Genomic DNA, 13,806 nt, shown 5'->3' with positions numbered 1-13,806 from the left:
TATGCTGGAACGACGTTATCTTGTATTAGAAGATGGAACATTCTATGAAGGTTATAAGTTAGGTTCTGATGAACTATCAATAGGCGAAATCGTCTTTAACACTGCTATGACTGGTTATCAAGAGACGATTTCTGATCCGTCATATACTGGACAAATTATTACCTTTACTTATCCACTTATTGGTAATTATGGAATTAATAGAGATGACTTTGAAGCGTTAACACCAACTTTAAATGGTGTTGTCGTCAAAGAAGCTAGTACACATCCAAGTAACTTTAGACAGCAAAAAACATTGCACGAAGTACTTGTTCAATACAAGATACCTGGAATTTCTGGCGTAGATACACGTAGTATTACACGCAAAATTCGTCAGCATGGTGTATTACGCGCAGCGTTTACAGATTGCAGAGAAAATATTGATGAACTTATTAACAAATTAAAGTCAACGGAATTACCGAGAGACGAAGTAATGACAGTATCAACAAAGACACCATATGTATCTACTGGTTCGAATCTTAGCGTAGTATTATTAGACTTTGGGAAAAAACAAAATATTGTACGTGAACTCAATTTAAGAGGATGTAATGTGACTGTGGTTCCTTACGATACAACTGCTGAAGAAATTTTAGCGATGTCACCGGATGGCATCATGCTATCAAATGGACCAGGTGATCCAGATGTTGTTGAAGTTGCCATCAACATGATAAAAGGAATTTTAGGGAAAATACCATTTTTTGGTATTTGTTTAGGACATCAACTATTTGCATTATCACAAGGGGCATCGTCATTTAAAATGAAATTTGGTCATCGAGGTGCTAATCATCCAGTTAAAGATTTGAGAACTGGAAAAGTAGATATTACAAGTCAAAACCATGGCTATGCGATTGACAAAGATTCATTAGCACAAACTGATTTAGAAATTACACATATTGCACTAAATGACGATACGGTTGAAGGTTTACGTCACAAAACATTACCAGCTTTTTCAGTGCAGTATCACCCTGAAGCAAGACCAGGTCCAAGTGATTCTAATTATTTGTTTGATGATTTTATAGCAATGATTAATGAGTTTAAAGAAAAGGAGCGTAATACTCATGCCTAAACGTGACGATATCAAAACGATTTTAGTAATAGGTTCAGGACCAATTATCATTGGACAAGCAGCAGAATTTGACTACGCAGGTACACAAGCGTGTTTAGCACTTAAAGAAGAAGGCTATCGAGTCATTCTAGTTAATTCTAACCCTGCTACGATTATGACTGATAAAGAAATTGCAGATAAAGTATATATCGAACCGTTAACACATGATTTTATTGCGCGTATTATTCGCAAAGAACAACCTGATGCTTTATTGCCAACATTAGGTGGTCAAACGGGATTAAACATGGCAATTCAACTTCATGAGAGTGGTGTGTTAGAGGCGAATAATGTTAAATTGTTAGGCACAGAATTAAAGTCAATTCAACAAGCAGAAGATCGAGAACTATTCCGCACTTTGATGAATGATTTGGATGTGCCAGTACCAGAAAGTGATATCGTTAATACGGTTGAACAAGCGTTTAGTTTTAAAGAACAGGTTGGTTATCCGTTAATTGTGCGACCAGCATTTACGATGGGTGGTACCGGAGGCGGCATTTGTCACAATGATGAAGAACTAAAAGAAGTCGTTAGCAATGGTTTACATTATAGTCCAGCAACGCAATGTTTGATTGAAAAGTCTATCGCAGGATTTAAAGAAATCGAATACGAAGTGATGCGCGATAAAAATGATAATGCTATCGTGGTTTGTAATATGGAAAACATTGATCCAGTAGGTATTCATACTGGGGATTCTATTGTTGTAGCACCAAGTCAAACATTATCAGACGTTGAATATCAAATGTTGCGTGATGTCTCACTGAAGGTGATTAGAGCCTTAGGAATAGAAGGGGGTTGTAATGTTCAACTCGCTTTAGATCCGCATTCATTTAATTACTACATTATAGAAGTTAATCCACGTGTGTCTCGTTCATCAGCATTAGCTTCTAAAGCAACGGGATATCCTATTGCGAAATTAGCCGCTAAAATTGCAGTAGGATTAACATTAGATGAAATGCTTAATCCTATTACAGGCACATCTTATGCAGCATTTGAACCTACATTAGACTATGTTATATCGAAAATTCCGCGTTTTCCATTCGATAAATTTGAAAAAGGTGAACGTGAATTAGGTACACAAATGAAAGCTACAGGTGAAGTGATGGCGATAGGGCGCACGTATGAAGAATCGTTATTGAAAGCGATTCGCTCGTTAGAGTATGGGGTGCATCACCTTGGACTACCTAATGGTGAAAGTTTTGATTTAGACTATATTAAAGAGCGAATTAGTCATCAAGATGACGAACGTTTATTCTTTATTGGTGAAGCAATTCGTCGGGGTACAACATTAGAAGAAATACATGAAATGACTAAAATTGATTATTTCTTCTTACATAAATTCCAAAACATTATCAATATTGAGCATGAATTAAAAGCACATCCTGGAGATTTAGATTATCTTAAATATGCTAAAGATTATGGCTTTAGTGACCGAGTTATTGCCCATCGTTGGGATATGGAAACAGAAGCGGTTTATCAACTGCGCATGGCACATCAAATTAAACCAGTTTACAAAATGGTAGATACATGTGCTGCAGAATTCGAATCATCAACGCCATATTATTATGGAACATATGAAACTGAGAATGAATCAGTTGTAACAGATAAAGAAAAGATCTTAGTACTTGGTTCTGGGCCTATTCGTATCGGCCAAGGTGTAGAATTCGACTATGCAACCGTTCATGCTGTATGGGCGATTCAGCAAGCAGGTTATGAAGCAATTATTGTTAATAATAATCCAGAAACCGTATCAACAGACTTTTCAATTTCAGATAAATTATATTTTGAACCGTTAACAGAAGAAGATGTAATGAATATCATTAATTTAGAACAACCTAAAGGTGTGGTTGTGCAATTTGGTGGGCAAACAGCAATTAACCTAGCGGATAAATTAACAAAGCATGGTGTTCAAATATTAGGTACTTCACTAGAAGACTTGAATAGAGCTGAAGATCGAAAAGAATTTGAAGCATTGTTAAGAGATATTCATGTGCCACAACCAAAAGGAAAAACGGCTACGTCACCACAAGAAGCTTTAAATAATGCACGTGAAATTGGTTATCCAGTAGTTGTAAGACCGTCGTACGTACTAGGTGGACGTGCTATGGAAATTGTTGACAATGATCAAGAATTAGAAAATTATATGGAACAAGCGGTAAAAGCTAGTCCAGAACATCCTGTATTAGTTGATAGATATTTGACGGGTAAAGAAATAGAAGTCGATGCTATTAGTGATGGCGATACAGTTATCATTCCAGGTATTATGGAACATATTGAGCGTGCTGGCGTGCACAGTGGTGATTCAATCGCTGTTTATCCACCGCAAACATTATCACAAGAAGAACTTGATACGTTAGAAGATTATACAATCAAGTTAGCCAAAGGGTTAAATATTGTAGGGTTGATTAATATTCAGTTTGTGATAGCTCATGATGGTGTTTACGTATTAGAAGTAAATCCGCGTTCTAGTCGTACGGTGCCATTTTTAAGTAAAATTACGGATATACAAATGGCACAATTAGCAATGCGTGCAATTATAGGTGAGAAATTAGCAGATTTAGGTTATCAACCAGGTGTGCAACCATATAGTGAAGGTGTTTTTGTTAAAGCACCGGTGTTTAGTTTTAATAAACTAAAAAATGTCGATGTAACACTCGGACCTGAAATGAAATCAACAGGTGAAGTGATGGGTAAAGACTTAACACTTGAAAAAGCATTGTTCAAAGGCTTGACAGGCAGTGGTGTTGAAGTTAAAGATCACGGAACGGTGCTCATGACAGTGAGTGATAAAGACAAAGAAGAAATAGTTAAACTCGCACAGCGCTTAAATGAAGTGGGATATAAAATTTTAGCGACGAAAGGCACAGCGGATAAACTTGCTCAGCATCATATTCCAGCTGAAGTAGTTGGTAAAATTGGTGGCGAAAATGATTTGTTGACGCGCATTCAAAATGGTGATGTTCAAATTGTTATTAACACCATGACTAAAGGTAAAGAAGTAGAACGAGACGGCTTCCAAATCCGTCGCACAACAGTTGAAAATGGTGTGCCTTGCTTAACATCATTAGATACAGCAAATGCATTAACAAATGTGATAGAGAGCATGACCTTTACAATGAGAAATATGTAATTAGGGAGCGGGACAGAATGTATTATGAGTTCGTAGTCCCGCCCTGGCAAGGTTAACTAGGATTGAGAAAAACTTGGTAAAAGTGTGTTTTCAATCCAGTCAACTACTGCCAATATTTAGTTTGTATCCTAAAACAGACCCATATTTCAAGATAGAATTGGAGGTGGAAATTTAACATGAAAAATCTACCAATTATTGCATTAGACTTTGAGTCTACAGACAAAGTCAATGACTTTTTAAATCAATTTAACGAGCCATTATTTGTAAAAGTAGGTATGGAATTATTTTATCAAAGTGGACCACAGTTTATTCGCGATATTAAAGCACGAGGCCATGATATTTTTTTAGACTTAAAATTGCATGATATACCACATACCGTTAACAAAGCGATGCAAGGTTTAGCCAAGCTTGATGTAGACTTAGTTAACGTGCATGCAGCAGGTGGAACACTTATGATGCAAGAAGCAATGAAAGGGTTACGCGTGTTTAATCAAAACACTAAACTAATTGCTGTTACACAGCTAACTTCTACAACTGAAGCGATGCTACATCAAGAGCAAAATATTCAAACATCAATTGAAGAGGCCGTATTAAACTATGCACAGCTTACACAACAAGCTGGCTTAGATGGTGTGGTATGCTCACCGCTAGAAGCCAGATTACTTACAGAACATTTAGGTGCTGACTTCTTAAAAGTGACACCAGGGATTCGACCAAAAGGCGTAACAGCGGACGACCAACAGCGTATTACAACACCAGAAGACGCTAAGCAGTTAGGCTCAACTCATATTGTTGTGGGTAGACCAATTACACAAAGTGGACACCCAGTTGAAAGTTATCATTCTATAAAAGAAAGTTGGTTAAGTTAAATGGCAAAAGAGATTGCAAAAGCTTTATTACAAATTGAAGCAGTTTCATTATCACCTGATGCGTTATTTACTTGGAGTTCAGGTATTAAATCTCCGATATATTGTGATAATCGAGTAACGTTAGGTTTTCCAAAAGTACGTCGTCAAATTAGAGATGGATTAGTTAATTTAATTCAAGCGCATTTTGAAGAGGTTGAGGTTATTTCTGGTACAGCTACAGCAGGTATTCCACATGCTGCATATATTTCAGAAACAATGAATCTACCAATGAATTATGTACGCTCTAAAAGTAAAAGTCATGGTAAACAAAATCAAATTGAAGGTGCTGCAAGCAAAGGGAAAAAGGTTGTTGTTGTTGAAGATTTAATCTCTACAGGTGGTTCTTCTATCAATGCCGTACAAGCATTGGAAGAGGCTGGTGCAGAAGTATTAGGTGTTGTTGCTATATTTACTTATGGCTTAGCTAAAGCAGATGAAATGTTTGAGGAACAAAAATTGCCGTTTTACACGTTGAGCCACTACAACGAGTTAATTCAGGTTGCACGTGAAATGGGTGCAATTAAGGAAGAAGATATAAAAACATTAGTTGATTGGCGCGATAATTTAGCATAATATAGTGTATAAAAGGAGGGGACAATAATGTCTAATGAAAGTAACCAAGGCAATGATTTTTATCATCAGCTTAAGCATGTAAATGAATTTTTACAAAGACCAGAAGACTTTAACTCTCCGATTGCACAAAATGTTGAAGAATATGAACAACATACGTCACAAAGTCAAGGCATACACCAAGAAATTGATGTTTTTGTACGTCCAAGTGATATATTTAAAGAAGCCAAAGCTAATTTAAGAGAAAAGGGTCATATATAATTAAACAAATGCATGTCACATAAGCAGGTAAGTGCGCGTTTATGTGACATGCATTTTTAATAAAAGTGATTAAATTATCGAATAAAGAATTTGACGCATAACCATCCTAGAAACAAAACGATAAAAAAGGCTAATAGCGAAATAATTCCAATTGACATTAATAAGACTCCCTTCATTTAGAATTGATTTTTACCTTTTTATATAAAAATCAACATATAGTCAATATCTAGTTACGTACTTTAATAAAGCATAAGTTTAATTTATTTATGACTTGTATATATATTAAAATAAGAGCAAAGAAAAATAAACTTAAAGGTGGACAAGATAAATGGAAATCCCTAAAATTACGACATTTCTTATGTATAATAATCAAGCAGAAGAAGCAATAAATTTATATACGTCATTATTTGATGATAGCGAGATTATAACGATGGTTAAATATGATGAAGATGGTCCAGGAGAACCTGGAACGGTTCAACATTCTATCTTTACATTAAATGGTCAAGTTTTTATGGCTATTGATGCAAACAGTGGCCAAGAACTTCCAATGAACCCAGCGATATCACTATATGTTACAGTAAAAGACAACGCCGAAATGGAACGGCTATACAATGGACTAAAAAAAGAAGGCGCAATCCTCATGCCTAAAACAGAAATGCCGCCATATAAACAATTTGCTTGGGTTCAAGACAAGTATGGCGTTAGCTTTCAGCTCGCACAGGAGCCTCCAACAAAAAGAAACTGAAGCTAGTTTTGTATGTGTTATAAGTTTATGGGAGCGGGACAGAATTCATAATGAATTTGTAGTCCCGACCCGGCAAGATTGACTAGGATTGAAAAAAGCTTGGTATAAGCGTATTTTCAATCCAGTCAACTACTGCCAATATAGAACTCAGAGCCTAAAATATAATTATATCCCAGACTCGCAACTACTGATGTTAAGATTGTTTCATGCTTTGAATTTTATCGTAATCAGGCGTAGCATATAATGTTTTTTGATTGTCGTAAGTTACAAATCCAGGTTTAGCGCCTGAAGGTTTATGCACGTTTTTTATTTCTGTATAGTCTACAGGGATTTGGCCAGATAGTCCCGCCTTTGAAAAGTAACCCGCTAACATTGCCGCTTCTTTAATCGTCGTTTCACTTGGATGCGCATTTAAAATCACAACATGAGAACCTGGAATATCTTTTGTATGAAACCATAAATGTGATTTATGCGCTTTTTTATTAGTTAAGTAATCATTTTGTTTATTATTTTTGCCGACAAGAATAGTATCTCCATCCGTGGATAAATATGTTTGTAAACGTATGGCTGTCTGCTTTTTCTTATGGCGTTGTCTGCGTTGTTTCATAAAGCCTTGTTCAGCTAGTTCATCACGAATTTCATCAATTTCATCAACAGTAATATGTTGTAGCTGTTGCTCTATTGTTTCAAAATAAGCAATATTTTCTTTCGTTAGTTGAATTTGATGTTTTAACTCATGTTCTCGTGTCTTCATACGCTGATATTGCTTATAATAATATTGTGCATTTACAGAAGGGGATTTAGTTGGATTTAATGGGATTGTGACGTCTTTACCTGTGTAATAATTGAGTGCAGTTACCGTTTTATCACCTTGTTTAATTCGATAAATATTTGCTGTAATAAGCTCTCCGTATAATCGTTGTGTTTCTTTATCTTTAGCTCCCTCATATTCTGAAATTAATTTAGATAACTTATGTTCATTTTTGTTTAATTGCTGTTGCACAAAACGCACTAAATCATTTGCACGTTGCTTTACTCTATCACGTTCACCTCTGGCATCAAAGTAACGATCTAATAATTCATGCAAAGATGCATATTCAGATACATCATCTGAAAATTGTAACAACGGCATAAAGTAAAAATCTTCTTTACCAGTTTCATGATTTTTATGGAAAATAGGCTGTGGTTGATTATATGTTTGTTGCATGACTTCATCATAGGCTAATGGTAACGTTTCATTAGTCATAAATTGACGTCGCTGTACGATTTCATTACTAATTAATGGACTAAAACCTTCAAAGGTATTAAGTAATTGTTTGGCAATTTTTCCTGCATTAAAATCAATATATTTTAACGTTTGTTGTCCAGTAATCTCAAAAGGATTAAGCTTATGCTGAGTTGGTGGTGCTTCATATTTAAAGCCTGGCATAACAGTACGATATTGGTTTGTATTTGGTGTTAAATGTTTTAAGCCTTCTAGTATTTTTCCATCATGGTCTGTCAAGATAAGATTACTGTGTTTACCCATGATTTCTAAGATAATAGTGCGATAGATGGTATCGCCAATTTCATCTTTACTTTCAACGTCAATTTCAACACGACGATCGTTGCCAATTTGGCGAATTGCTTTGATAATACCACCTTCTAAATGTTTACGGAATACCCTTGCAAACATTGGTGGATTAAATGGATTGTCATACTTTTTATATGTTAATTGTAATCTTGAAAAGCTAGAATGAATCGACATGAGTAATTGATGATTTTGTCGCTGTTGTCGAATTACTAATATGACGGTATCATTTTCAGGTTGATTCACTTTATGAATACGTCCGGACACTAAAAATTGTAATGCTTCTACCATTTTCTTTGTAAATAATCCATCAAATGCCATGAATTTTTGCCACCTTCATCTTAATTCATTCATCATATTTTAACATGATAGACGACTATCGTCATGAAAGAAGTTTAATTAAGATATGCTATACAATTTTAATGACAATGTGATATCATATTAAAATAATAGAAGAATAGCATAGAAAGGTCGTAGGGCATGGATAATGAAAAAGGATTACTCATAGTTCTTTCCGGACCATCGGGCGTAGGAAAAGGAACTGTACGTAAGCAAATATTTGATGATCCAACCACATCATATAAGTACTCTATATCTATGACAACACGTGATAAACGTGATGGAGAAATCGATGGCGTAGATTATTTTTTTAAGACGAAAGAAGAATTTGAAACATTAATACAACAAGATCAGTTTATCGAATATGCTGAATACGTTGGTAATTACTATGGCACACCTGTTCAATATGTCAAAGATACGATGGAAGCTGGACATGATGTTTTCTTAGAGATTGAAGTTGAAGGTGCTAAGCAAGTAAGGAAGAAATTCCCGGACGCACTTTTTATATTTTTAGCGCCACCAAGTTTAGAACACCTAAGAGAAAGATTAGTAGGTCGTGGTACAGAATCTGATGAAAAGATTCAAAAACGTGTAAGTGAAGCACGTAAAGAAGTAGAAATGATGAATTTGTATGATTACGTTGTAGTCAATGATAAAGTTAATTTGGCTAAACAGCGAATCCAGTCGATTGTTGAAGCAGAGCATTTGAAGAGAGAGCGTATTGAAGCAAAATATAGAAAAATGATATTGGAGGCCAAAAAATAATGTTAAACCCACCGTTAAATCAATTAACAGCTAAAATTAATTCTAAATATCTGATTGCCACTACGGCAGCTAAACGTGCACGTGAATTAGATGAAAAAGCGAATACGGCATTACTTGCAAATTATCATTCAGCTAAACCTGTTGGCAAAGCGCTTGAAGAAATTGCAAGTGGTAAAATCGTACCAGAAATTCCTGCAGAATATCGCGGTTAATCCTTTTAATTCATGATCATATTGATGTCATACAAATAGCACACCTTTAAATACAATGCAGTCAATGAGACTACAACTTAGGCATTGGTTAAAAGGTGTGTTTTATCTTTTTAGCACTAGTTAAGCTGACAATTATTGCTGTGTTATCTTTTTTTCATCTTACATACATTTGTGTATAATGAAGATAAATAAGGATGGCTAAGTAGACCAAAGAGGAGTTCAAACAATGAAGCATATATTATTAGCGGTTACAGGGGGCATTGCGGCATATAAAGCAATTGATTTAACAAGCAAATTAACACAAGCTGGCTATGAAGTAAAAGTCATGTTAACTGAACATGCACAACAATTTGTTACACCACTGGCGTTTCAAGCAATTAGTAGACATCATGTATATACAAACACGTTTATTGAAGCGCATCCTGAAGAGATTCAACATGTAGCATTAGGAGATTGGGCAGATGTTATTGTTGTGGCACCGGCAACAGCAAATACGATTGCTAAGTTAAGTGCTGGTATTGCAGATGATATGGTGACATCAACATTGCTGGCAACAAAGACGCTAAAATTTATCGCACCAGCAATGAATGTACATATGTATGAGAATCCACGCACGCTTCACAATATAAGCATTTTAGAAGACGATGGGTATCACTTTATTCAACCTGGTGATGGATTTTTAGCTTGTGGTTATGTTGCTAAAGGTCGTATGGAAGAACCACTGGAAATTTTAAACGTAATTAATCGTTATTTTGATCAGCAAGAACATCTACAACAAAGTACGTTTAAAGGTAAACATGCATTAGTAACAGCTGGTCCTACAGTTGAAGTTATAGATCCAGTGCGTTTTGTATCAAATCGGTCATCTGGCAAGATGGGTTATGCACTTGCACAAGCCTTAAAGCAACGCGGTGCAATAGTGACATTAGTCACTGGACCAACACAACTAGACGACCCACAAGGCATTGAAGTTGTGCATGTTCAAAGTGCTGAAGAAATGTTTAAAGAAGTGACAGCACGTTATCAGACCCAGGATATTGTATTCAAGGCAGCAGCAGTATCAGACTATACGCCTAAAGAGGTTCAACCCCATAAGGTGAAGAAGCAAGATGGTGAGTTATCCGTTGTCTTTAAACGCACCCCGGATATTTTAAAATATTTAGGTGAGCATAAAGCACATCAATATTTAGTGGGATTTGCTGCTGAAACGCAAGATATCGAGCGTTATGCACAAGAAAAATTAACACGTAAAAATGCAGATGTAATTATTTCTAATAATGTTGGTGATACATCGATTGGTTTTAGTTCGGATGATAACGAGTTAACAATGCATTTTAAAAATCATTTACAAATTGATATAAGTAAAGGGAAAAAAATAGACGTAGCCCAACGAATTTTAGATGAATTAGAAACTAGGTGGCATTAATGATAGCAAAGGTTATTGTTGATATACCGTCAAAGAGTGTTGATTTCACATTTGACTATGTCATACCCAAACGATTAGCTGCATTTGTTCAAGTAGGTGTTAGAGTTGTTGTGCCATTTGGACCAAGAACAGTGCAAGGGTATGTTATGGATATACAATCACATCCAGATCAAGATATCGATGAAACTAATCTTAAGGAAATCAAAGAAGTACAAGATATTCAACCAGAATTAACTTCGGAATTAATACAATTAAGTGCATGGATGAGTAATTATCATGTTACCAAAAGAATTTCGGTGCTTGAAGCAATGTTGCCAAGTGCCATAAAAGCGAAATATCAAAAAGCATTTGAACTTGTGAAAGAACAAGAAGTTGCTGAAAGTTTACGCGTAAAATTTAATAAAGAAGGTCATTACTTATATAAGGATGCACAAAAAAACAATGATTTAGCTGAATTGGTGCAGTTGTTGAATAATGGTGACATACGAGAGGTTACATTATTATCACAAAAATTAAAGAAAAAAACACAGCGTGCGGTAAAAATTATCCAAGGATACCATCCAGACGAAGTATTAGCGAAGTTGGAAAAATATATAAAACAATATGATTTGTATGCATATTTATTAGATGAGCAGCAACATATTGTCTTTTTAAAAGAAATCAACGATATGAGATTTTCAAATTCGAGTCTCGATGCACTAATTAAAAAGGGATACGTTGAAAAATATGATGCAGAAATTGATAGAGATCCATTTGCAGATCGCGTGTTTGAACAAGAAGTTAAACAAAAACTCACTATAGAACAGCAACATGCGTTTGACACTGTGAAAACAACGCTCGATGGCGACGAAGCCCGTACCTTTTTATTACATGGCGTCACTGGTTCAGGAAAAACCGAAATCTACTTACAAACTATTGAAGCAGTTTTAAATAAAGGTAAACAAGCTATGATGCTCGTGCCAGAGATTGCCTTAACGCCGCAAATGGTGTTACGTTTTAAACGACGTTTTGGTGATGATGTAGCTGTCTTACATTCAGGTTTATCGACAGGAGAAAAGTATGATGAATGGCAAAAAATTCGAGATGGACGTGCTCGAGTAAGTGTGGGTGCACGCTCAAGTATTTTTGCCCCTTTTAAAGAACTCGGATTAATTATCATCGATGAAGAACATGAATCTACCTATAAACAAGAAGACTATCCACGGTATCATGCACGTGAGATCGCTCAATGGAGAAGTCAATACCATAACTGTCCAATTATTTTAGGCAGTGCAACACCATGTTTGGAATCATTTGCACGTGCTGAAAAAGGGGTTTACACGTTGCTTTCATTACCACATAGAGTCAATCAGCAAGCGCTTCCTAATATTGATATTATCGATATGCGAGAAGAATTGTCACGTGGCAATCGTTCTATGTTTTCAAATGATTTGAGAGATGCAATGAATGCACGATTAAAGAAAAAAGAGCAAATTGTGTTGTTTTTAAATCGCAGAGGATACGCTTCATTTATGTTGTGTAGAGATTGTGGTCATGTACCTCAGTGTCCTAATTGTGATATTTCATTAACCTATCATAAAACCACTGACCAGTTGAAATGCCATTATTGTGGTTATGAAGAAACGCCTTCTAATCAATGTCCTAATTGTGAAAGCGAACACATTAGACAAATGGGAACAGGTACTCAGAGAGTTGAAGAACTGTTGCAGCAAGAATTTCCGGATGCACGTATCATACGAATGGATGTTGACACGACATCACGTAAAGGTGCACACGAAAAACTGCTAAGCGATTTTGAACAAGGAAAAGGCGACATTTTATTAGGTACGCAGATGATTGCCAAAGGCTTAGACTATCCTAACATTACTTTAGTTGGTGTTTTAAATGCTGATACTATGCTTAATTTACCTGATTTTAGAGCGAGTGAACGAACATATCAAATATTAACACAAGTTGCAGGCCGTGCTGGTCGCCATGAAAAAGAAGGTCAAGTTATCATTCAAACCTATAATCCAGAGCATTATGCAATTCAAGATGTTAAACAAAATAATTATTTAACATTTTATCAACGAGAAATGACTTATCGAAAATTAGGAAAATACCCACCATATTATTTTTTAATTAACTTCACTATTTCACATAAAGAGATGAAAAAAGTAATGGAGGCTTCTAAGCATATTCATCATATTTTATTGCAACATCTCACCTCAAAATCATATGTGTTAGGCCCTTCTCCAGCAGCATTATCTCGAATAAATAATGAATATCGTTTTCAAATTTTAGTTAAATACAAACGAGAACCAGAACTATTAACAGCTTTACAATATTTAGATGACTACTATCATGAACAATATATAAAAGATAAACTCTCATTGAAAATAGATATCGATCCACAAGTCATGATGTAATGACATTTTAAGAATATTAAATTATAAAACAGAAGTAACCTGACAGTCTGTGACATCATTGATGTTTTAAGTTATGAACTAAATATTGACAGTAGTTGATTGGATTGAAAATACACTTATATCAAGCTTTTTTTCAATCCTAGTCAACTTTTCCGGGGCGGGACTACGAATTCATAATGAATTCTGTCCTGCTCGCTTGTTTTAAGTGGAACAATAATCAACGCATTTAAGAAATAATTCATTTCAGGTTAAAGACATATGTTAAAATGGATGGTGTTATTTGAACAGTGGTCGCAATTTCTTGTTAGATAAGTTATAATGATATGATGAATTT

At 35.3% G+C, this 13,806-nt stretch carries 11 protein-coding genes; 10 read left to right on the top strand and 1 reads right to left on the bottom strand.

The features are described 5' to 3' along the window. Nucleotide 1: 1 nt before the first annotated feature. The 6 genes from AL499_RS02845 (at nucleotide 2) to AL499_RS02820 (ending at nucleotide 6,752) form a co-directional block, all read left to right on the top strand. Complete coding sequence (locus AL499_RS02845; protein ID WP_002493107.1) at nucleotides 2-1,102, top strand: carbamoyl phosphate synthase small subunit; 1,101 nt, start codon at nucleotides 2-4, stop codon at nucleotides 1,100-1,102. Next, a complete protein-coding gene (carB, locus tag AL499_RS02840; RefSeq protein WP_002459343.1) occupies nucleotides 1,095-4,268 on the top strand; it encodes a carbamoyl-phosphate synthase large subunit in 3,174 nt (1,057 codons plus the stop codon). Before AL499_RS02845 ends, carB begins: the two co-directional genes overlap by 8 nt. Before the next feature lie 176 nt (nucleotides 4,269-4,444). Next, nucleotides 4,445-5,137: an orotidine-5'-phosphate decarboxylase gene (pyrF, locus tag AL499_RS02835; protein ID WP_002493094.1), complete on the top strand. Its 693-nt coding sequence runs from the start codon at nucleotides 4,445-4,447 to the stop codon at nucleotides 5,135-5,137. Continuing rightward, the gene (gene pyrE / locus AL499_RS02830; protein ID WP_002459341.1) at nucleotides 5,138-5,749 is read left to right on the top strand and encodes an orotate phosphoribosyltransferase; all 612 of its coding nucleotides are present in this window, start codon (nucleotides 5,138-5,140) and stop codon (nucleotides 5,747-5,749) included. Between the two features lie 27 nt (nucleotides 5,750-5,776). After that, entirely contained in the window at nucleotides 5,777-6,007 is a 231-nt protein-coding gene (locus tag AL499_RS02825; RefSeq protein ID WP_002459340.1) for a hypothetical protein, read from the top strand. Nucleotides 6,008-6,335: 328 nt separating this feature from the next. Further along, nucleotides 6,336-6,752 (top strand): VOC family protein, encoded by a 417-nt coding sequence (locus AL499_RS02820; RefSeq protein WP_002459339.1) that lies wholly within the window; start codon nucleotides 6,336-6,338, stop codon nucleotides 6,750-6,752. 193 nt (nucleotides 6,753-6,945) lie between these two features. Here the strand turns inward: AL499_RS02820 and AL499_RS02815 are convergent, their stop codons facing one another. Then, entirely contained in the window at nucleotides 6,946-8,643 is a 1,698-nt protein-coding gene (locus AL499_RS02815) for an Rqc2 family fibronectin-binding protein (RefSeq protein WP_002493106.1), read from the bottom strand. A 159-nt stretch (nucleotides 8,644-8,802) separates the two neighbouring features. On the opposite strand from AL499_RS02815, the gene gmk reads away from it, so the two are divergent. The 4 genes from gmk (at nucleotide 8,803) to priA (ending at nucleotide 13,472) form a co-directional block, all read left to right on the top strand. Further along, entirely contained in the window at nucleotides 8,803-9,426 is a 624-nt protein-coding gene (gene gmk / locus AL499_RS02810; protein WP_002459337.1) for a guanylate kinase, read from the top strand. Next, complete coding sequence (rpoZ, locus tag AL499_RS02805; protein WP_002459336.1) at nucleotides 9,426-9,638, top strand: DNA-directed RNA polymerase subunit omega; 213 nt, start codon at nucleotides 9,426-9,428, stop codon at nucleotides 9,636-9,638. Before gmk ends, rpoZ begins: the two co-directional genes overlap by 1 nt. Before the next feature lie 226 nt (nucleotides 9,639-9,864). Beyond that, complete coding sequence (gene coaBC, locus AL499_RS02800; protein WP_002493097.1) at nucleotides 9,865-11,064, top strand: bifunctional phosphopantothenoylcysteine decarboxylase/phosphopantothenate--cysteine ligase CoaBC; 1,200 nt, start codon at nucleotides 9,865-9,867, stop codon at nucleotides 11,062-11,064. Continuing rightward, on the top strand, nucleotides 11,064-13,472 hold the full coding sequence (gene priA, locus AL499_RS02795; protein WP_062248854.1) for a primosomal protein N': 2,409 nt from the start codon (nucleotides 11,064-11,066) through the stop codon (nucleotides 13,470-13,472). Before coaBC ends, priA begins: the two co-directional genes overlap by 1 nt. The last annotated feature ends 334 nt before the right edge of the window (nucleotides 13,473-13,806 follow it).

This window comes from Staphylococcus lugdunensis (assembly GCF_001558775.1).
Lineage (GTDB): Bacteria > Bacillota > Bacilli > Staphylococcales > Staphylococcaceae > Staphylococcus > Staphylococcus lugdunensis.
This window is presented reverse-complemented; position numbering and strand designations above follow the sequence as displayed.

What these genes read in the sequence shown, in the direction of transcription:
- AL499_RS02845 (WP_002493107.1), top strand. Translation starts at nt 2, where the DNA reads ATGCTGGAACGACGTTATCTTGTATTAGAAGATGGAACATTCTATGAA.
- carB (WP_002459343.1), top strand. Translation starts at nt 1,095, where the DNA reads ATGCCTAAACGTGACGATATCAAAACGATTTTAGTAATAGGTTCAGGA.
- pyrF (WP_002493094.1), top strand. Translation starts at nt 4,445, where the DNA reads ATGAAAAATCTACCAATTATTGCATTAGACTTTGAGTCTACAGACAAA.
- pyrE (WP_002459341.1), top strand. Translation starts at nt 5,138, where the DNA reads ATGGCAAAAGAGATTGCAAAAGCTTTATTACAAATTGAAGCAGTTTCA.
- AL499_RS02825 (WP_002459340.1), top strand. Translation starts at nt 5,777, where the DNA reads ATGTCTAATGAAAGTAACCAAGGCAATGATTTTTATCATCAGCTTAAG.
- AL499_RS02820 (WP_002459339.1), top strand. Translation starts at nt 6,336, where the DNA reads ATGGAAATCCCTAAAATTACGACATTTCTTATGTATAATAATCAAGCA.
- AL499_RS02815 (WP_002493106.1), bottom strand. Translation starts at nt 8,643, where the DNA reads ATGGCATTTGATGGATTATTTACAAAGAAAATGGTAGAAGCATTACAA.
- gmk (WP_002459337.1), top strand. Translation starts at nt 8,803, where the DNA reads ATGGATAATGAAAAAGGATTACTCATAGTTCTTTCCGGACCATCGGGC.
- rpoZ (WP_002459336.1), top strand. Translation starts at nt 9,426, where the DNA reads ATGTTAAACCCACCGTTAAATCAATTAACAGCTAAAATTAATTCTAAA.
- coaBC (WP_002493097.1), top strand. Translation starts at nt 9,865, where the DNA reads ATGAAGCATATATTATTAGCGGTTACAGGGGGCATTGCGGCATATAAA.
- priA (WP_062248854.1), top strand. Translation starts at nt 11,064, where the DNA reads ATGATAGCAAAGGTTATTGTTGATATACCGTCAAAGAGTGTTGATTTC.